The following is a 19413-nucleotide window of genomic DNA, read 5'->3' on the forward strand; positions in this document are numbered from 1 at the left end:
GAAAGACGTATAAAACCAGTGATGAAATTCATGTAAATGCAGTGTTAAATCGTTTGTCAGTGGGATGCGTATACGGCAGGATAGCGCGCCCAACGGAAACACATACACACATCACTACGTTCCGGTGATGACATAACAAGGCAACCCGGACGGTTGTCGCTCGACATTTTGGAGAATTTGAATGGCTATTAGCACACCGATGCTGGTGACATTTCTCGTTTATATTTTTGGCATGATCCTGATAGGGTTTTTGGCATGGCGTTCCACTAAAAACTTTGACGACTACATCCTCGGCGGGCGCAGCTTAGGCCCGATGGTCACCGCACTCTCTGCGGGCGCTTCCGACATGAGCGGCTGGCTGCTGATGGGGCTGCCGGGCGCGATTTTCATCTCCGGTATCTCCGAAAGCTGGATCGCCATCGGCCTGACCGTTGGCGCATGGATCAACTGGAAGCTGGTAGCAGGCCGTCTGCGTGTGCATACCGAAGCCAACAACAACGCCCTGACGCTGCCGGACTACTTCACCGGACGCTTTGAAGATAACAGCCGTATCCTGCGCATTATCTCTGCGGTGGTGATCCTGCTGTTCTTCACCATCTACTGTGCTTCCGGCATCGTGGCGGGCGCGCGTCTGTTCGAAAGTACTTTCGGCATGAGCTATGAAACCGCCCTGTGGGCCGGTGCGGCCGCGACCATCCTCTATACCTTCGTGGGCGGATTCCTGGCGGTAAGCTGGACCGACACCGTGCAGGCGAGCCTGATGATCTTCGCCCTGATCCTGACTCCGGTGATTGTCATTTTCACCGTCGGCGGCTTTGGCGAATCGCTGGAAGTGATCAAGCAGAAGAGCATCGAAAACGTCGATATGCTGAAAGGGCTGAACTTTGTCGCCATCGTCTCCCTGATGGGCTGGGGCCTGGGCTACTTCGGCCAGCCGCACATTCTGGCGCGTTTCATGGCGGCGGATTCTCACCATACCATCGTTCACGCGCGTCGCATCAGCATGACGTGGATGATTCTGTGTCTGGCGGGCGCGTGCGCGGTTGGCTTCTTCGGCATTGCGTACTTTAACAACAACCCGGCGCAGGCGGGCGCGGTGAACCAGAACGCCGAGCGCGTGTTCATCGAACTGGCGCAGATTCTGTTTAACCCTTGGATTGCCGGTATTCTGCTCTCCGCGATCCTGGCTGCGGTGATGTCCACCCTGAGCTGTCAGCTGCTGGTGTGCTCCAGCGCCATCACCGAAGACCTCTACAAAGCGTTCCTGCGTAAGGGCGCGAGCCAGAAAGAGCTGGTGTGGGTAGGGCGTTTTATGGTGCTGCTGGTTGCGCTGGTGGCGATTGCGCTGGCAGCAAACCCGGAAAACCGCGTGCTGGGGCTGGTGAGCTACGCGTGGGCGGGCTTCGGTGCCGCGTTTGGGCCGGTAGTCCTGTTCTCCGTCATGTGGTCACGCATGACCCGCAACGGCGCGCTGGCGGGGATGATTATTGGTGCGGTTACCGTTATCGTCTGGAAACAGTTCGCCTGGCTGGGCCTGTACGAAATCATTCCTGGCTTCATCTTCGGCAGCATCGGTATCGTGGTCTTCAGCCTGCTGGGTAAAGCACCGTCTGCCTCCATGCAGAAACGCTTTGCGGAAGCCGACGCGCACTACCACACTGCGCCGCCGACTAAGCTTCAGGCTGAGTAATCTCCCCTCACCCTAACCCTCTCCCCGGTGGGGAGAGGGGATAGTCCTTTCACCTATGTGAGTCTTCATCAATGAGAATTAAAACAGGGTTAATGGTGGCAGCATTCGTGATGCTGGCGGGCTGTAACGCACCCGCGCAGCACGTGCCGGTGGAAACCTGCAAAGCGGATAACCAGATGCAGCAGACCACGCTCTATTTTGGCTTGAATCGCCCGGCAGGGGCGCAGATTACCGGCAGCGAGTGGCAGCAGTTTGTTGACCAGGACGTGACGCCGCGTTTTCGCGATGGCTTAACGGTGTTTGATGCCCGTGGTCAGTGGCTGGGTAACGACGGCAAGGTGGCGCGCGAGCCGAGCAAGGCGCTGATGCTGATCCACGGGAAAGATGCGCAGAGTGAGAAGAATATTGAAGCGTTGCGCGGGATCTATAAGTCACGCTTCGCGCAGGAGTCGGTGATGCGGGTTGACCAGCCGGTGTGCGTGCAGTTTTAATGAAAAACGGCGGGAAATCCCGCCGTTGTAGTATCGTAGGCCCGTGCAAGCGAAGCGCCGCCGGGCATTAACCGCACAAAACTTACAACACCAACCCCGCAAAGCTCGCCGAAAGCAGGCTCACCAGCGTCGCGCCGTACACCAGACGCAAACCAAACCGCGACACCACGTTGCCCTGCTGCTCGTTCAGACCTTTTATTGCCCCCGCCACAATGCCAATGGAAGCAAAGTTAGCGAACGACACCAGGAACACGGACAAAATACCCAGCCCGCGAGGTGACATTTGATGGGCAATTTTTTGCAGCTCGATCATCGCCACAAATTCATTCGCCACCAGTTTAGTTGCCATAATGCTCCCCGCGTTTAAGGCATCGCTCAACGGAATACCAATAAGCCACGCCAGCGGATAAAACACATAACCCAGAATCTGCTGGAAGCTCATGCCAAATATGCTGGAGAAGAGGGCGTTAACGGCGCTAATAAGGGCGATAAAACCAATCAGCATCGCCAGAATAATCATTGCCACCTTAAAACCGGCCAGAATATACTCGCCCAGCATTTCAAAGAAGCTCTGGGATTCGTGCAGTTTTTCCAGCTTGATATCCGGCTCCGCTTCCGGGCGGGTCGGGTTAATGACCGAAAGAATAATAAAGGTGCTGAACATGTTCAGGATCAGCGCCGCGACGACAAATTTGGCGTCGAGCATGGTCATATAGGCCCCGACAATCGACAGCGACACCGTCGACATAGCCGTGGCAGCCATCGTAAACAGACGACGTGAGGAGAGATCCCCGAGTACGCCCTTGTAGGCAATAAAGTTTTCCGACTGACCGAGGATCAGCGAGCTCACCGCGTTGAAGGATTCCAGCTTGCCCATGCCGTTCAGTTTTGACAGCAGCGTCCCGATCACCCGAATAAAGATCGGCAGAATGCGCCAGTGCTGAAGAATACCGATCAACGCTGAGATAAAAATAATGGGGCAGAGCACGCCAAGGAAAATAAACGCCAGCCCTTTTTCACCCATCCCGCCAAAGACAAAATTCGTCCCTTCGGCAGCGAATTTAAGCAGCGACTCAAAGAAACCGGAGACGTATTTAATAATAAACAGACCGCTTTCTGCATGCAGGAAAAAGAACGCCAGCGCAATTTCAATCACGATCAGCTGTAAAACGAAACGAATACGAACTTTTCGGCGGTCGAAACTCACCAGCCAGGCAAGCGCAAGAATAATCACCAGCGCCAGCAGGAAATGGACAATTTTAAACATGGTTTATTTTCAGTTGGTTTTCGAGGTGGACATTTAGCCACAGCCCCGGTTAACCGTAAATGGGTATTTTCGTTATACCTTATAAACGCAACGGTTACTCAGGCAATTATTACTCCGCAATGCGTTTACATCTGGTCATCAAAACGCAACACATTTCGCTTGTTTTTCTTGTTGCCGTAATGATAATCACTATCACAAGAATTTACCTTTCTTTGCATCAGTTGACCGCGATAAACATTTAAGGTGTCGGCATGTTTGTTCCTTTTCTCATTATGTTACGTGAAGGCCTTGAAGCGGCCCTGATTGTTAGCCTTATCGCCAGTTATCTGAAGCGTACCCAGCGCGGACGCTGGATTGGCGTGATGTGGGTTGGCGTTTTCCTTGCCGCGGCGCTCTGCCTGGGGCTGGGTATTCTTATCAACGAAACCACCGGTGAATTTCCGCAGAAAGAGCAGGAGCTGTTTGAAGGCATTGTTGCCGTAATAGCGGTGGTGATCCTCACCTGGATGGTGTTCTGGATGCGCAAAGTTTCCCGTAACGTGAAGGTACAGCTTGAGCAGGCGGTGGATAACGCTCTGCAAAAAGGCAACCACCACGGCTGGGCGCTGATCATGATGGTCTTTTTCGCCGTGGCGCGTGAAGGCCTGGAGTCCGTGTTCTTCCTGCTCGCGGCTTTTCAGCAGGACGTGGGCATCTGGCCGCCGCTGGGCGCGATGCTCGGGCTGGCCACGGCGGTTGTGCTTGGCTTCCTGCTCTACTGGGGCGGCATTCGTCTTAACCTGGGCGCGTTCTTCAAGTGGACCAGCCTGTTTATTCTGCTGGTGGCCGCGGGACTGGCGGCAGGGGCGATCCGCGCCTTCCACGAAGCGGGCCTGTGGAACCACTTCCAGGACGTGGCGTTCGATCTCAGCAACGTCCTGTCGACCCATTCACTGACCGGTACCCTGCTCGAAGGGATCTTCGGCTACCAGGAAACGCCGAGCGTCAGCGAAGTGGCGATGTACTTTATCTATCTGGTTCCGGCGCTGATCCTGTTCGCTATGCCGCCACGTACCGGCTCGCAGACGTCGCGCGTTGCGCCGTAAGTGCTGTTTTAGTTACAACATACTTTTAAAGGGAAGAGTCATGGCCATTCAGTTCCGTCGTAGTGCGTTATGCGCAGGCATCGCCGCGCTGTTCGTGTCTGCCTTCGCCGCTCAGGCAGCAGATATTCCGCAGGTCAAAGTCACCGTCAACGATAAACAGTGTGAGCCGATGACCATCACGGTTAACAGCGGTAAAACCCAGTTTATTATTCAGAACCACAGCCAGAAGGCGCTGGAGTGGGAAATCCTGAAAGGCGTGATGGTGGTGGAAGAGCGCGAGAATATCGCGCCGGGCTTCAGCCAGAAGATGACCGCAAATCTTCAGCCCGGGGAATATGACATGACCTGCGGCCTGCTGACTAACCCGAAAGGTAAGCTGATCGTCAAAGGCGCAGCGACGGCGGACGCGGCCAAAGGCACGGCGCTGCTGAGTCTCGGCGACGCTATTACCGCCTATAAAGCCTACGTCACCAAAGAGACGGCGGACCTGGTGGCAGGCACCAAAGCCTTTACCGACGCGGTGAAAGCGGGCGATATCGAAAAAGCGAAATCCCTGTATGCGCCTACACGTCAGCACTACGAGCGCATCGAGCCGATTGCCGAGCTGTTCTCTGACCTCGATGGCAGCATTGACGCCCGTGAAGACGACTACGAGCAGAAGGCCGCCGATTCGAAATTCACCGGCTTCCACCGTCTGGAAAAAGCCCTGTTTGGCGATAACTCCACCAGGGGGATGGAGAAATACGCCGAGCAGCTCAACAGCGACGTGCTGGAGCTGCAAAAACGCATCAGCGAGCTGGCATTCCCACCGTCGAAAGTGGTGGGTGGCGCAGCGGGTCTGATTGAAGAAGTAGCCGCCAGCAAAATCAGCGGTGAAGAAGATCGTTACAGCCACACCGACCTGTGGGACTTCCAGGCAAACGTCGACGGCGCACAGAAAATTGTCGATCTGCTGCGGCCACAGTTGCAAAAAGAGAACGGCGAACTGCTGGCGAAAGTGGATGCCAATTTTAAGAAAGTTGACGCTATCCTGGCGAAATACCGCACCAAAGACGGGTTCGAAACCTACGACAAGCTGACCGATGCTGATCGTAACGCGCTGAAAGGCCCGATTACGACGCTGGCGGAAGATCTCTCCCTGCTGCGTGGCGTACTGGGTCTGGATTAAGCGATGAACGAGCATGACGAGTACGACGTGGCGGAACCTTCCCGACGTCGGTTGTTAAAAGGGGTAGGGGCGCTGGGCGGCGCGTTTGCCCTGGCGGGCGGCTGTCCGGTGGCGCATGCGGCAAAACCGCAAAGCGCCCCCGGCACGCTCTCCCCGGACGCGCGTATGGAAACGCAGCCGTTTTATGGTGAGCACCAGGCGGGGATCCTGACGCCGCAGCAGGCCTCGATGATGCTGGTGGCTTTCGATTCGCTGGCGAGTGATAAGGCCGACCTTGAGCGTCTGTTCAGGCTATTAACCACGCGCATTGCCTTCCTCACCGCCGGCGGTCCGGCACCGGAAACACCGAATCCGCGCCTGCCGCCGATGGATTCCGGGATCCTCGGGGCGTTTATCGCTCCCGATAATCTGACCATCACCGTGTCGGTGGGGGAATCACTATTTGATGATCGCTACGGTCTGGCGAAGCAGAAGCCGAAAGCGCTGCAAAAAATGACGCGATTCCCGAATGATTCTCTCGACGCGGCGCTGTGCCACGGCGATCTGCTGTTGCAGATCTGCGCTAATACCCAGGATACGGTGATCCACGCCCTGCGCGATATTATCAAGCACACCCCGGATCTGCTGAGCGTGCGCTGGAAGCGGGAAGGTTTTATCTCTGACCACGCCGCGCGCAGTAAAGGGAAAGAGACGCCGGTCAACCTGCTGGGCTTCAAAGACGGTACCGCCAACCCGGACAGCAGCAATACCGCGTTGATGAACAAGGTGGTCTGGGTGACGGCGGATCAGGGCGAACCGGCCTGGGCGGTGGGCGGCAGCTATCAGGCGGTGCGTATCATTCAGTTTCACGTGGAGTTCTGGGACCGCACGCCGCTGAAAGAGCAGCAGACTATCTTCGGCCGCGATAAGCAAACCGGCGCACCGCTCGGCATGAAGCTCGAGCACGATGAACCCGACTACGCCCGCGATCCGAACGGGGATGTCATCGCGCTGGACAGCCATATTCGCCTCGCCAATCCTCGCACCAAAGAGACGCAATCCAGCCTGATGATGCGCAGGGGTTACAGCTACTCGCTGGGGGTGACCAACTCCGGGCAGCTTGATATGGGACTGCTTTTTGTCTGCTATCAGCACGATCTGGAGAAGGGATTCCTCACCGTGCAGAAGCGGCTCAACGGCGAAGCGCTGGAAGAGTACATTAAGCCCATCGGCGGCGGCTATTTCTTTGCCCTGCCCGGCACGCGTGACGCGAACGCCTGGCTCGCTCAGGGTCTCATAGAAGCCTGATAATCGTCCCCGCGACAGTTCGCGGGGACATTATTTTTTTCCCAGACTATCTTATTGTTATATTTCTGTAATATTTCTATATAAGACTGATTTTCCATGTAGGGGCAGTCCGAAAAGTTGCATTCAGGTAAAATAAATGTTGCATTTATGATAATTCCTGATGTACTTAAGAGAAGACAGCGGTAGTTCCCGGCAGTGATGTTAACTCACTATGGAGATCGCGAATGGTTGCGTCCTGTACTGGACAAGGTAAACACATCAACCGCAGTACCCGGCGCGGAGGCTCAGACTCCGGCAGCGATTTCTTCACCACCAAATTCTCTCCTTCACCTCAACAACCTTTTTCTACCGACGTGCATAACGGTGCGCGTAGCCGTTGTATATCGTCATCCGGTAATGCAAGCAATGGCTTACAAGGAAGCCAACCCTCTGATGTTCGTGCGCATAATCGTGCCGATGCTGGCGCGTGTGATGAATACCAACAACTCAAGGTGCTATCCATGGGAAGACAGAAAGCAGTGATCAAAGCTCGTCGCGAAGCAAAACGTGTGCTGAGACGGGATTCACGTAGTCATAAACAGCGTGAAGAAGAATCGGTCACCTCGCTTGTGCAGATGAGCGGCGTAGAATCCATTGGCATGGCGCGGGACAGCCGCGATGCATCGCCAATTGTGGCGCGAAATGAAGCTCAGGCGCACTACCTGAATGCTATCGAGAGTAAACAGCTCATCTTTGCAACCGGGGAAGCCGGATGCGGGAAAACCTGGATCAGCGCCGCCAAAGCGGCGGAGGCGCTGATTCATAAGGACGTGGAAAGGATCATCGTTACCCGTCCGGTACTGCAAGCGGATGAAGATCTGGGCTTCCTGCCCGGCGATATTTCCGAGAAGTTTGCCCCGTACTTCAGGCCCGTCTATGACGTGCTGGTGAAGCGGTTGGGCGCTTCCTTTATGCAGTACTGCCTGCGACCAGAGATTGGCAAGGTGGAAATCGCGCCGTTCGCCTATATGCGCGGACGTACATTTGAAAATGCGGTCGTTATTCTTGACGAGGCTCAGAACGTGACCGCTGCGCAAATGAAGATGTTTTTAACGCGCCTCGGGGAGAACGTGACGGTGATCGTCAACGGCGATATTACCCAGTGTGACCTGCCGTCGGGCGTGAAGTCCGGCCTGAGCGATGCCATGTCACGTTTTGAGGAAGATGAGATGATAGGGGTGGTCCGCTTCACAAAAGAGGACTGCGTCCGCTCGGCGCTCTGCCAGCGCACGCTACAAGCGTATTATTGAATATGCTGTTGTGTTCAAGGCCCGGGAAACCGGGCTTTGTTTTTTGTGCATTTTATCCCCTCTTCCCTGGGGAGAGGGTTAGGGTGAGGGGCTCAGGCCGCACCGAGCTGCATATAGCACCGGGGGGGATTGACTCGCTGCGCTCGCCCTGCGGGCAGCCTGTTCGCTACGTTCTCAGTCTGTCCAACTGGCTGCGCCAGTTGTCGAACCCCGGTCGGGGGTTCTCATTCCCCCCAAAGGCGTACAACATGCGAAAAAAAAGCCCGCATTTTCATGCGAGCTCTTCTTCAAATATGGCGGTGAGGGGGGGATTCGAACCCCCGATACGTTGCCGTATACACACTTTCCAGGCGTGCTCCTTCAGCCACTCGGACACCTCACCATATTGTTTTGCTGCCTGACCGCTTGGGGGGCAACGGGGCGCTACTATAGGGAGTTGCGCTAAAACGGTCAAGCAGATTTTCAGCATTCGTGCTTGTTCGGTTAAGCCTTAATCAGCTTATGTCGTAGCGCGCAGGGTTAACGCTGCGAATCGAGCACTTCGCTATTTTTCACCACGTCCTGCGCTTTGCTGTAGCTTTCGATCAGCAGCTGGTAGGCAGGGAAGATGTGTGTGTACACCTCTGCCCATTCACCCGCATCTTCACGGTTCCACGTGCGCTGAATTTCGGAAGCAACAGCAGCCGTGTCCATCGGCACCACGCCTGCCTGCACCACGCGCGCCAGGGTGATCTCCTGCGCCATTTTGCTGTAGGTGCCGGAGGCATCAATCACCGCAAACACTTTATATCCGTCCGCCACCGCGCTGATGGACGGGAAGGCCATGCAGACGCTGGTGATCGTCCCCGCGATAATCAGCGTTTTGCGCCCGGTGGCTTTCACCGCCGCCACGAACTCCGGGTTATCCCAGGCGTTGATCTCACCCTTGCGTGCGACATACTGTGCGTGCGGCGCGTTGGCGTGGATCTCCGGGATAAGCGGGCCGTTCGGTCCCTGTGGAACCGACGCCGTGGTGATCACCGGGATCTTCGCCAGCGAGGCGATTTTTGCCAGCGCTGCTGCACGGGCGCGCAGCTCAGGCATTGGCATGTCTCCAACGGTCTGGAACAGCCCGCTCTGGTGATCGATAAGCAGCATAACGGCATCGTTTACGTCAATAACGGGACGTGCACCGTTGAAGTTTGCAGGGGTAGACATAATGCGCTCCTTTATTACGTTTAGATTTGGCCAAAGCGGCCGGAGTTAAAATCGCGAATAGCCTCGGCGATTTCGGTTTTACTGTTCATCACAAACGGGCCATAGCCCACGATGGGTTCATTCAGCGGCTCCCCGGCCATCAGCAGCACTTTGGCATCGCTGCTGGCTTCGAGATGCAGTTTGTCACCGCTCTGGCTCAGCACGACCAGTTGCGCCTCACCGGCAGGCGTGGTGCCGTTCACCGTCACGCTGCCTTCAACGACAACCAGCGCCGTGCTCCAGCCTTCGGGCTGATTAAGCGTCAGGTGGCTACCCTGATGCAGCGCGAGATCCCACACGTTCAGCGGTGAGAAGGTATGCGCCGGGCCGGTTACCTCTCCAAAGCGGCCAGCAATCACGCGCAATGTTCCGCTGTTATCCGGCAGGGTGACCACCGGGATATCCGCCTGAGTGATGCTCTGGTAGCCAGGCGTCGCCATTTTGTCTTTGGCGGGCAGGTTGACCCGCAGCTGCATCATTTTCAGTTCACCGCCTTTCTGCGAAAACGCGCTGGAGTGGAACTCCTCATGCAAAATGCCTGCGCCCGCCGTCATCCACTGCACGTCACCTGGACCAATAACGCCGCCTCTGCCGGTTGAATCACGGTGCTCCACTTCGCCTGAGTAGACGATGGTTACCGTTTCAAAACCGCGATGAGGATGCTCGCCCACGCCGCGTTTCGCGCCATCCGCCGGGAAGGTATGCGGTCCGGCGTAGTCCAGCAGCAGGAACGGGCTCAGGGGCTCGCCATGCGTCTGGTAAGAAAACATCGAACGAACCGGAAAACCGTCACCGACCCAGTGCGGACGAGGTGCGGTATACACGCCTGTTACGTTTTTCATGATTAACTCCTGATGTCCTGTTGATGGAATTAGCTTATATTCAGGGTTAATATCCCGGTGGATAGCAAAAATGACATTCACTGTTCCTTAAATGGAACAATGGAGGCGTATGCAGGACCTCAATGATTTCGTATGGTTTGTGAAGGTGGTGGAGCATGGCGGCTTTGCAGCGGCGGGTCGGGCGCTCGATCAGCCTAAGTCGAAACTGAGTCGTCGGATTGCACAGCTGGAGGAACGCCTGGGTGTTCGGTTGATACAACGTACCACGCGGCAGTTTGCGGTGACGGAGGTGGGGCAGACATTCTATCAGCACTGTAAAGCTATGCTGGTGGAGGCTGAAGCTGCGGAGGAGGCGGTGGCTGCTTTACAGGCTGAGCCGCGTGGTATGGTCCGGATCACCTGTCCTGTCACCTTGCTGCACGTTCACGTGGGGCCCATGCTGGCGCGGTTTATGGCGCGCTATCCGGGGATCAACCTTCAGCTCGAAGCCACCAACCGCCGGGTCGATCTGGTGGCGGAGGGGGTGGATGTGGCGATCCGCGTTCGTCCGCGCCCGTTTGATGACAGCGATCTGGTATTAAGGGTGCTGGCGGACAGGGGACACTGTCTGGTTGCCGGGCCGGCACTGATTGAACGGATGGGCAACCCGGCGATGCCCTCTGAACTCAGCGAGTGGCCGGGGTTAAGTATGGGGGCGGGCAAGCACCTGCATAAGTGGGAATTGAGCGGGCCGGAGGGCGCAAAGGCAGAAATTCACTTCACGCCGCGCCTGGTGACTACCGACATGCTGGCGCTGCGGGAGGCGGCGATGGCGGGCGTGGGCGTGGTACAGCTGCCCATTTTGATGGTGAAGGATCAGCTGGCTTCAGGTGAACTTGTTCGGGTGCTGAATGCCTGGGAACCCAGACGGGAAGTGATCCACGCGGTGTATCCATCCCGGCGCGGCCTGCTGCCATCGGTCAGGACGCTGGTGGATTTTCTCACCGAAGAGTATGCAAAGATGGTTGAAGACTAGCTTTTTGTAGGTCGGGTAAGCGTAGCGCCACCCGACACAATTACCGCAGGGGCTGCAAAGTTCGAATCCCCCACAGGCGTGCAACATGTGAAAAAAAAGCCCGCATTTTCATGCGAGCTCTTTTTCAAAGATGGCGGTGAGGGGGGGATTGACTCGCTTCGCTCGCCCTTCGGGCAGCCTGTTCGCTACGCTCTCAGTCTGTCCAACTGGCTGTCGCCAGTTGCCGAACCCCGGTCGGGGGTTCTCATCCCCCCTTACGAGAATATAAAAGAAAAAAGCCCGTACTTTCGTACGAGCTCTCATCATGAATATGGCGGTGAGGGGGGGATTCGAACCCCCGATACGTTGCCGTATACACACTTTCCAGGCGTGCTCCTTCAGCCACTCGGACACCTCACCATATTGTCATCCCGTTGTTGTCGGGACGGGCGCTAATGTAAGGAAAAGCCGTACTGCCGTCAACCCACTTTTTCAGTAATTTAGCGTGTTTAGACAAACTTCAGGCAACCTGATTCCGAAATGTGCGAAATGCGCCTCTTTTATCAGCAACGCGGTTTAGCAATAAATTTGTTATGCTGGCAAGCCAGTTGAAAATGAAAATAAAACAGTGCAATAAAAGGCAATGACTATGGATATTATCTTCTATCACCCCACTTTTGATACGGCTTACTGGATTAACGCGCTTACGGCGGCACTGCCTGGCGCACGCGTTCGCGAATGGAAACAGGGCGATAATGAACATGCCGACTACGCCCTGGTCTGGCATCCCCCGGTCGAAATGCTTCAGGGACGCCGTTTGAAGGCGGTATTTGCTCTTGGTGCGGGGGTGGATTCCATTCTCAGTAAGCTGAAGGCACACCCTGAAATGCTGCCGGAAGATATTCCCCTGTTTCGTCTGGAAGATACCGGTATGGGGCAGCAGATGCAGGAATATGCCGTGAGCCAGGTGCTGCACTGGTTCCGCCGTTTCGACGATTATCAGGCGTTTAAACAGCAATCCCACTGGGAACCGCTTCCGGATTATCAGCGTGAAGATTTCACCATCGGCATCCTCGGCGCGGGTGTACTGGGTTCGAAAGTCGCCGAAGCGCTCGCACCGTGGGGCTTCCCACTGCGCTGCTGGAGCCGGAGCCGTAAGGAGTATCCGGGCGTCGAGAGCTTTGCCGGAACGGACGAACTCCCGGCGTTCCTGAAAGGGACTCGCGTCCTCATTAACCTGCTGCCGAATACGGCGGAAACGGTCGGCATTATCAATGGCACGCTCCTCAACCAGTTGGCAGAAGACAGCTACTTAATGAACCTGGCGCGCGGGGTACACGTTGTGGAAGACGATCTGCTAAAAGCGCTGGATAGCGGTAAACTGAAAGGCGCAATGCTGGATGTGTATAGCCGCGAACCGCTGCCAAAAGATAGCCCGCTCTGGGCACATCCGCGCGTGGCGATGACGCCCCATATTGCGGCCGTGACGCGACCGGCGGAGGCCGTGGCGTACATCTCGCATACCATCAGCGAAATAGAGAAGGGCAACGCGGTGACCGGACAGGTCGACAGACAGCGAGGCTACTGAGAGAAACCCGGCGTTCGCCGGGTTTTTGCTAATATTCGCCGCTGATAACTGCTATCCTTTGGAAAAACCGCAGAGGAGAGAAAGATGTATCCCGTTGACCTGCATATGCACACCGTCGCCAGTACCCACGCTTACAGTAACCTCCATGATTATATCGCTCAGGCGAAGCTGAAAGGCATCAAACTGTTTGCGATAACCGATCACGGTCCGGATATGGCGGATGCGCCGCACTACTGGCATTTTGTGAATATGCGTATCTGGCCACGCCTGGTGGACGGTATTGGGATACTGCGCGGCATCGAAGCGAACATCAAAAATACCGACGGTGAAATTGACTGCACCGGCCCGATGCTGACCTCTTTAGATCTGATCCTCGCTGGCTTCCATGAGCCGGTCTTTGCGCCCCAGGATAAAGAGACCAACACCGCAGCGATGATTGCCACTATTGCCAGCGGCAACGTGCACATTATCAGCCACCCGGGAAATCCGAAATACCCGATTGATATTCAGGCCGTGGCGCAGGCGGCAGCGAAGCACCGCGTGGCGCTGGAGATTAACAACTCCTCCTTTGTTCACTCGCGTAAGGGCAGTGAAGCCAACTGCCGCGAAGTGGCGGCGGCCGTGCGTGACGCGGGCGGCATGGTGGCGCTGGGCTCTGATTCACACACGGCCTTCACGCTGGGGGATTTCAGCGAGTGCCTGAAAATATTGCGGGACGTGAATTTCCCGGAAGAACAGATCCTGAACGTCACGCCGCGTCGTATGCTCGACTTCCTTGAGTCGCGCGGCATGGCGCCGATTGATGAATTTGCCGATCTTTAATTAATAACGGAATAAAAACATGAATGAGTTTTCCATCCTTTGCCGCGTGCTGGGCACCTTATATTACCGCCAGCCGCAGGATCCGCTGCTGGTTCCGCTGTTTACCCTGATTCGTGAAGGTAAACTGGCGCAGAGCTGGCCGCTGGAACAGGATGAATTGCTGGAACGCTTGCAAAAAAGCTGCGATATGCAGCAGATTTCAACGGATTACAACGCGCTGTTTGTGGGGGAAGAGTGTCGCGTGTCGCCGTATCGTTCTGCCTGGCAGGAAGGTGCGACCGAAGCGGAAGTTCGGGCGTTTCTTTCAGAACGCGGCATGCCGCTGACGGATATGCCTGCCGATCATATCGGTACCCTGCTGCTGGCGGCCTCCTGGATTGAAGATAATGCAGGTGATGATGAGAACGAGGCGATTGAGACCCTGTTCGAAACGTATCTGCTGCCGTGGGTTGGCACCTTCCTGGGTAAAGTGGAAGCCCACGCCACTTCGCCATTCTGGAGAACGCTGGCTCCGCTGACGCGTGACGCTATCGCTGCTATGTGGGACGAGCTGGAAGAAGAGAACGAAGAGTGACTTGAATCACAAAAATCCTGCAACGATACATTTCAACTTGCACGTAATGTGCTTCTGATCTCATTTCTATGGTGCGCATCTGCTAAGATGCGCACCATGAACATATTACTTTGTATTGCAATCACGACTGGCATCCTCTCCGGCCTCTGGAGTTGGGTGGCTGTTTCTCTCGGCTTGTTGAGCTGGGCTGGTTTCCTTGGCTGCACGGCCTATTTCGCCTGCCCGCAGGGTGGTCTCAAGGGGCTCTTTATTTCAGGCTGCACGTTACTGAGTGGCGTGGTCTGGGCGCTGGTCATTATGAAAGGCAGCGCGCTGGCGCCGCATCTTGAAATCCTGGGGTACGCCATGACCGGCATTGTGGCCTTCCTGATGTGCGTTCAGGCAAAACATCTGCTGTTGTCCTTTGTGCCCGGCACATTCATGGGTGCCTGCGCGACCTTTGCAGGGCAGGGGGACTGGAAGCTGGTGGTCCCTTCGCTCATGCTGGGGTTACTGTTTGGCTACGCCATGAAGAACAGCGGCCTTTGGCTTGCGGCCCGACGCGAGAAGAGCCAGAGCGTTCCTGCGGTAAGTAAATAAAAAAAGGCGAGACGGAATTCTCGCCTTTTTTTGCGCCGCTGATTATGACTCTGGCGGCACCGACATCTCACGATATTTCACCAGCACCGCATTACTCACGTCACTTTTATTCTGAAGATCCCACAAGCCGCGATCGATACCGTCATTAATCAGGAAAATCACGCCGGTTTCGATGGCCGACATCAGACACAGCATGACCGGCTCGTTAGAGGTATAGCCAATTTCACCCTCCAGCAGACGCTGGTAATCGATAAAGCGGAATACCCCGGCCTGCACTTCATAAGAGAGAATCGTTTTGCTGGTGGTCACCGAGGATAATATCTCACCCGTGCTCACGTTAACCACGCGCAGGTTGACGGCAATCTGGTCCAGCTGATACTGCGTGTCGGCCCCGATGCCAAAGTAACGCGCACCCGCGCCACCCGATTTCACGTTACTTTCGTAGCCGATAATCGAGCCTTCCACCATGATATTGGCTGCGGTGAGAGACTGTAGTGGCATGCGGTTATTGACGCCAACGGTACCATTCTCCTGCGCGGCACGAATGATTTTTCGTTCGTTAAGCAGGTTTTGCAGCCCCTGACGTTCCAGCGGGATAAACCAGCGAGAATCTTTCAGGGCGGTAACCAGCATCGCGGTGGCGCTCTGCGGTACGGCTGTCGAGAAGTTACTGGCCGGATACGGTTTGAACTGACCCGTCTCATCCTGAATGTTATACACCGAGACGAATATCTTTCCGGTTGGGACCGGCAGATGCGTCAGATCCCGATAGCTCTGGGCACGAGGCATCAGGGTGGGTTTAGCGGCTTCTTTTGGCGGGGCAGTTAAACAACCGCTTAATAAGCACACTGCAACTAAAATAAAAAAGCGCTGCATAATAATTGTCCTTATTTCGGGGTTGTTTAGAAATCAGTTGAATTGGTCTGCAAACCGGAAACCTGGATTGTCGACGTTTTACCGGTTTTTCGGTCTGTCACATTTAACTGAAGCTGCCCGTCTTTATTGGCAATATCGACGATAAAGTCGTTGGTGACCATCCGGCCGGGTTTTCCGGTATTAATGTTAGTTAATAAGCCACCTAATATTTGCGACTGGATGGCCTGAGTAAAATTATCCAGGGCTGACGGGGTCTCGATACCGAAATCATCGTCATAGCTGGGGTCTTTATAGGAGTTTTGAGCCTGAGCCTGGTTAAGCATAAAGGCTCCGTTATTCGGGTTGCCGCCAAAATTAGGGTTGCGGAACTGGAATGTCATATTTCCGGCCCAGCTCAACGGCGCAATGAGCATTAACGAAATCACTGTGTGTGCGAGACGCATTACAGCCTCCGAAATTGGTATCGTTGTTAGAACTCATCTTTTGCTAAATCGCCTGTGCTCAAAAGGGCTTTGTCTAACTGTAGGCGGTTAATAGCTTCTTCTGTTTGTGCCAGCGCGAAAGCGACGTTCTGATCGAAGTCTCTTTTCGTTGGGAATAAAAAAGTCTGGTAAATAACGTCCTGATTAGCGGTTATTGTGATCCAGCTTCCCCACCGCGCACTGGGCCGTTCGTTGATGGTTAAGTTACCCGGATAATCGCTTTCCCACTTATCGCTGAAGGCACGATAAAAATCGTGTCCGACAGAGGTGACGGTGTGGTCGGTTAACAGTCCGGGAACTTCTACCTCAACAGCCTGAAGGTTTCCGGCAGCAAGCATAATGCCTGCGGCGGCAATCCAACTTAAGGTGCGTTTCATGCTATTAACGCCTGAGGTTATCGTTTGCCCACGACACCGCCTGCGTGCGATTTTTAACAGCTATCTTTTTGAAAAGATTATAAAGATGCGTCTTAACCGTATTTTCGCTGATAAATAACGAACGGGCGATTTCAATATTTGAAGCACCAATACGCAGTTTGTTCAGGATCTCTTTCTCACGGTGCGTCAGAAGGGCCGATTCCGAACTGTTATAGCGATAATTTCCGGAGTGGGTAATGAGGTAGCTGGCCAGTTTCTGCGAGAAATAACACTCCCCCCGCAATATGCCCTGCAAACCCTCCACGACACGGTTTTCTTCTTCAGTGACGTAAAACACGCCGTTAATATGCGGCCAGCTCTCAATTTCGCGGAAAGGATACTCATCAGGCGTATTTAATAACAATACGCGGATATTATTGTTTTTCCTGCTTAAATTATCTTGCCAGTAATGAATGAGTTTTTTATCCGCTTCCATCATATCGAGAAGAATGATGCTGCCAGAAGCGATATCATCAAAAGAACGTTGAATATTATGCAGTTTCCCGTTAAGAGACAGGCATTGCTTTAAATGCTGCAATAACGCTGTCGCTTGTAAGGAAGGTTTTGTGATCAACAATAATGTATGACCGGGTAAGCTATGGACTTCATTAAACATGATGAAACCCCACGTTATTTATGACACCCGGCAGTTGCCCTCGTATTATTGAAAAGGGCACCAGAGGTACTGACAGGTGTGGCACTGCTGTGTGTAGTTAAAAAACCTTCCTCCAAAGGAGGCGGTAAAATTAAAAACAAATAACGTACTGCTGTTTTCAATCTAGCTATTGCAAACTTTAAAGCAAGTGTTAATCGTGTAACAGAATGTAAAATTAGATATTAATTTGTGTATATTGCAGGGCTAATAGATTTTAAGATAAGGGGAAAGTTGTACATGTGTATAAACGTGCACAGATTTTAAAAACCATAAAGTATATTATAATGGGTTGAATTATTTGGCTTTGTATTATTCTAAGCCAGCCGGTATAAAGTATGATCTCTGCTAAAAACATAAGACTTCCCTAAGCCAGAATTTTTTCTTAAGAAAACTTGCTTCGTGTCACGCGCGTGGCAAAGGGCATTGTCTTTTTTGTCTGAAGAAGCCGGTGCAGGTTGGACAGTCTGTCTCGCTGTTGTACAAGCGCAGGAAGACATTTTTGGTTTCTGCTTTAGGCGTGTATCCCGTCGTTTCAGGCGAGATTTACGACTTTGAGGTGAAGGAGAATATAAAAATAAGGCGCACGGGTGAGATATTAAACATGTTTCGGCAGACATACTCTTTTCCGTAACGCGGCGTTAACAAAACGAATCGCGTTAACGGAGCAAGAGATACTTTTTTATAGCCAGGTCCAGGGTGACAGCATGAAAAACAAAACGTTGTTTATGATGTTTACATTACTGGGTGCGCCTGGGTTTGTAATCGCAGGTGATTCAGATTTAGCCAGTTCTGAATATAATTTTGCGATAAATGAATTAAGTAAAGCTTCATACAATCAGGCAGCCATTATTGGTCAACAGGGTTCAGGAAATAATTCTGATGTACGCCAGGACGGTTCTAAATTGCTGTCCGTTATTTCTCAGGAGGGCGGGAATAACCGCGCGAATGTTGATCAGTCAGGGACGTATAACCTTGCTTATATCGATCAGACCGGCAACGGCAACGATGCGAGTATTAAGCAGGGCGCTTTTGGCAACACCGCCATGATTATCCAGAAAGGCTCGGGTAACAGGGCGAATATAACGCAGTATGGTACGCAGAAAACAGCAGTTGTAGTACAGAGACAGTCGCAAATGGCTATTCGCGTTATTCAACGTTAGCGATGTGTGACGCCTTAATCAATCCGATGGGGGTTTACCATGAAACTTTTCAAAGTGGCAGTTATTGCAGCAATCGTAGTTTCTGGCAGTGCTTTCGCAGGTGCGGTACCACAATTTGGCGGCGGCCACGGTGGTGGCTGGGGTGGCGGCAATAACGGCCCTGACTCAACCCTGAGCATTTACCAGTACGGCGGCGGTAACTCCGCGCTTGCTTTGCAGACGGACGCCCGAGATTCTGAATTGACCATTACCCAGCATGGTGGTGGTAACGGCGCAGATGTTGGCCAGGGCTCTGATGACAGTTCTATCGATCTGCTGCAAAAAGGCTTTGGTAACAGCGCCACCATCGACCAGTGGAATAGCAAAGACTCTGTTATCAACGTGAAACAGTTCGGCGGCGGCAACGGCGCGGCGGTAGACCAGACAGCGTCCGGCTCAACGGTGACTGTGCACCAGGTTGGCTTTGGCAACAACGCGACCGCACACCAGTACTGATTCATTTCTGTACCAAAAAACAGGGCATGCGCCCTGTTTTTTTTCGGGAGGATCTCATGAGCACCTTCATTCTCCTTGCCGCGCTTGCCAGCCAGATAACGTTCAGCACCTCACAGCAGGCAAATATGACAACCATTATTCCTCAGGTCACGCTGGCAGACGCTTGCGAATGTCAGGTTGAGGTGTTATCTGTCCGACAGGGGCAGGGGGGACAAAGTACATCGCGGCAGAAAAATACTCTTTTTATACCCGCTAATCAGCCGATTGATTTAACGCGAATCAGTTTAAATATTCGCTCAGGGGATGCGGTAAAAATAATCGTCACCGTTTCCGATGGAAAATCGCTTCATTTATCACAGCAGTGGAACGCACCGGTAAGTGCGCTTTAATAATTCATGAAATCAATGATTTAATAAA

21 protein-coding genes, 2 tRNA genes and 1 other RNA gene are annotated in these 19413 nt (G+C 53.9%); 14 read left to right on the top strand and 10 right to left on the bottom strand.

What is annotated here, in order from left to right; all coding sequences use genetic code 11:
- Nucleotides 1-181: 181 nt before the first annotated feature.
- Both putP and DD597_RS02425 read left to right on the top strand, forming a co-directional pair.
- Nucleotides 182-1690: a sodium/proline symporter PutP gene (gene putP / locus DD597_RS02420; protein WP_003858085.1), complete on the top strand. Its 1509-nt coding sequence runs from the start codon at nt 182-184 to the stop codon at nt 1688-1690.
- 71 nt (nt 1691-1761) lie between these two features.
- Nucleotides 1762-2181 carry a DUF3574 domain-containing protein gene (locus tag DD597_RS02425; protein WP_023315789.1) on the top strand — a complete coding sequence of 140 codons (420 nt, stop codon included), beginning with the start codon at nt 1762-1764 and terminating at the stop codon, nt 2179-2181.
- Between the two features lie 82 nt (nt 2182-2263).
- Here the strand turns inward: DD597_RS02425 and DD597_RS02430 are convergent, their stop codons facing one another.
- Nucleotides 2264-3448, bottom strand: coding sequence for a NupC/NupG family nucleoside CNT transporter (locus tag DD597_RS02430; RefSeq protein WP_023315790.1), 1185 nt, complete (start codon nt 3446-3448; stop codon nt 2264-2266).
- A gap of 251 nt (nt 3449-3699) precedes the next feature.
- On the opposite strand from DD597_RS02430, the gene efeU reads away from it, so the two are divergent.
- The 4 genes from efeU to phoH all read left to right on the top strand — a co-directional run bounded on the left by efeU (nt 3700) and on the right by phoH (nt 8277).
- Complete coding sequence (gene efeU, locus DD597_RS02440) at nt 3700-4533, top strand: iron uptake transporter permease EfeU (protein ID WP_003858080.1); 834 nt, start codon at nt 3700-3702, stop codon at nt 4531-4533.
- A gap of 40 nt (nt 4534-4573) precedes the next feature.
- The gene (gene efeO / locus DD597_RS02445) at nt 4574-5701 is read left to right on the top strand and encodes an iron uptake system protein EfeO (protein ID WP_129255922.1); all 1128 of its coding nucleotides are present in this window, start codon (nt 4574-4576) and stop codon (nt 5699-5701) included.
- A gap of 3 nt (nt 5702-5704) precedes the next feature.
- Nucleotides 5705-6988, top strand: a complete 1284-nt coding sequence (efeB, locus tag DD597_RS02450; RefSeq protein ID WP_100397177.1) for an iron uptake transporter deferrochelatase/peroxidase subunit — start codon at nt 5705-5707, stop codon at nt 6986-6988.
- Nucleotides 6989-7488: 500 nt separating this feature from the next.
- Nucleotides 7489-8277 carry a phosphate starvation-inducible protein PhoH gene (phoH, locus tag DD597_RS02455; protein ID WP_003858070.1) on the top strand — a complete coding sequence of 263 codons (789 nt, stop codon included), beginning with the start codon at nt 7489-7491 and terminating at the stop codon, nt 8275-8277.
- 294 nt (nt 8278-8571) lie between these two features.
- Here phoH and DD597_RS02460 read toward each other — a convergent pair.
- The 3 genes from DD597_RS02460 to DD597_RS02470 all read right to left on the bottom strand — a co-directional run bounded on the left by DD597_RS02460 (nt 8572) and on the right by DD597_RS02470 (nt 10355).
- A tRNA-Ser gene (locus DD597_RS02460) sits at nt 8572-8659 on the bottom strand.
- Nucleotides 8660-8796: 137 nt separating this feature from the next.
- Complete coding sequence (locus tag DD597_RS02465; protein WP_003858068.1) at nt 8797-9474, bottom strand: isochorismatase family protein; 678 nt, start codon at nt 9472-9474, stop codon at nt 8797-8799.
- A 20-nt stretch (nt 9475-9494) separates the two neighbouring features.
- Nucleotides 9495-10355, bottom strand: coding sequence for a pirin family protein (locus tag DD597_RS02470; RefSeq protein ID WP_129255923.1), 861 nt, complete (start codon nt 10353-10355; stop codon nt 9495-9497).
- 109 nt (nt 10356-10464) lie between these two features.
- Here DD597_RS02470 and DD597_RS02475 point away from each other — a divergent pair, with 109 nt between their 5' ends.
- Entirely contained in the window at nt 10465-11370 is a 906-nt protein-coding gene (locus DD597_RS02475; protein WP_017384759.1) for a LysR family transcriptional regulator, read from the top strand.
- 131 nt (nt 11371-11501) lie between these two features.
- Here the strand turns inward: DD597_RS02475 and DD597_RS02480 are convergent.
- Nucleotides 11502-11639, bottom strand: a non-coding RNA gene (locus DD597_RS02480) — RtT sRNA.
- Nucleotides 11640-11681: 42 nt separating this feature from the next.
- Nucleotides 11682-11769: transfer RNA gene (locus tag DD597_RS02485), tRNA-Ser, on the bottom strand.
- A 229-nt stretch (nt 11770-11998) separates the two neighbouring features.
- Here DD597_RS02485 and ghrA point away from each other — a divergent pair.
- The 4 genes from ghrA (at nt 11999) to DD597_RS02505 (ending at nt 14912) form a co-directional block, all read left to right on the top strand.
- A complete protein-coding gene (ghrA, locus tag DD597_RS02490) occupies nt 11999-12937 on the top strand; it encodes a glyoxylate/hydroxypyruvate reductase GhrA (RefSeq protein WP_032658002.1) in 939 nt (312 codons plus the stop codon).
- Nucleotides 12938-13021: 84 nt separating this feature from the next.
- The gene (locus DD597_RS02495) at nt 13022-13759 is read left to right on the top strand and encodes a phosphatase (RefSeq protein WP_003858061.1); all 738 of its coding nucleotides are present in this window, start codon (nt 13022-13024) and stop codon (nt 13757-13759) included.
- 19 nt (nt 13760-13778) lie between these two features.
- Nucleotides 13779-14333, top strand: coding sequence for a molecular chaperone (locus tag DD597_RS02500; RefSeq protein WP_003858059.1), 555 nt, complete (start codon nt 13779-13781; stop codon nt 14331-14333).
- Between the two features lie 96 nt (nt 14334-14429).
- Entirely contained in the window at nt 14430-14912 is a 483-nt protein-coding gene (locus DD597_RS02505) for a DUF1097 domain-containing protein (protein ID WP_057979956.1), read from the top strand.
- Nucleotides 14913-14954: 42 nt separating this feature from the next.
- On the opposite strand, the gene csgG is transcribed toward DD597_RS02505, so the two are convergent.
- Genes csgG through csgD form a run of 4 tightly spaced genes read right to left on the bottom strand, consistent with a single transcriptional unit; the run spans nt 14955 to nt 17302 of the window.
- Nucleotides 14955-15788 carry a curli production assembly/transport protein CsgG gene (gene csgG / locus DD597_RS02510; RefSeq protein WP_003858055.1) on the bottom strand — a complete coding sequence of 278 codons (834 nt, stop codon included), beginning with the start codon at nt 15786-15788 and terminating at the stop codon, nt 14955-14957.
- A 26-nt stretch (nt 15789-15814) separates the two neighbouring features.
- Nucleotides 15815-16231 (bottom strand): curli production assembly/transport protein CsgF, encoded by a 417-nt coding sequence (csgF, locus tag DD597_RS02515; protein WP_032608989.1) that lies wholly within the window; start codon nt 16229-16231, stop codon nt 15815-15817.
- A gap of 26 nt (nt 16232-16257) precedes the next feature.
- The gene (csgE, locus tag DD597_RS02520) at nt 16258-16647 is read right to left on the bottom strand and encodes a curli production assembly/transport protein CsgE (RefSeq protein ID WP_003858052.1); all 390 of its coding nucleotides are present in this window, start codon (nt 16645-16647) and stop codon (nt 16258-16260) included.
- 4 nt (nt 16648-16651) lie between these two features.
- The gene (csgD, locus tag DD597_RS02525) at nt 16652-17302 is read right to left on the bottom strand and encodes a biofilm master transcriptional regulator CsgD (protein WP_003858049.1); all 651 of its coding nucleotides are present in this window, start codon (nt 17300-17302) and stop codon (nt 16652-16654) included.
- A gap of 743 nt (nt 17303-18045) precedes the next feature.
- On the opposite strand from csgD, the gene csgB reads away from it, so the two are divergent.
- Genes csgB through csgC form a run of 3 tightly spaced genes read left to right on the top strand, consistent with a single transcriptional unit; the run spans nt 18046 to nt 19385 of the window.
- Nucleotides 18046-18501: a curli minor subunit CsgB gene (gene csgB / locus DD597_RS02530; RefSeq protein ID WP_003858046.1), complete on the top strand. Its 456-nt coding sequence runs from the start codon at nt 18046-18048 to the stop codon at nt 18499-18501.
- 39 nt (nt 18502-18540) lie between these two features.
- Complete coding sequence (gene csgA, locus DD597_RS02535) at nt 18541-18996, top strand: curli major subunit CsgA (protein WP_003858043.1); 456 nt, start codon at nt 18541-18543, stop codon at nt 18994-18996.
- Between the two features lie 56 nt (nt 18997-19052).
- A complete protein-coding gene (gene csgC, locus DD597_RS02540; RefSeq protein WP_003858040.1) occupies nt 19053-19385 on the top strand; it encodes a curli assembly chaperone CsgC in 333 nt (110 codons plus the stop codon).
- Nucleotides 19386-19413: the final 28 nt, after the last annotated feature.

This window comes from Enterobacter cloacae complex sp. 677-3DZ2D5B (genome assembly GCF_004136695.1).
Classification (GTDB): Bacteria; Pseudomonadota; Gammaproteobacteria; order Enterobacterales; family Enterobacteriaceae; genus Enterobacter; species Enterobacter hormaechei_C.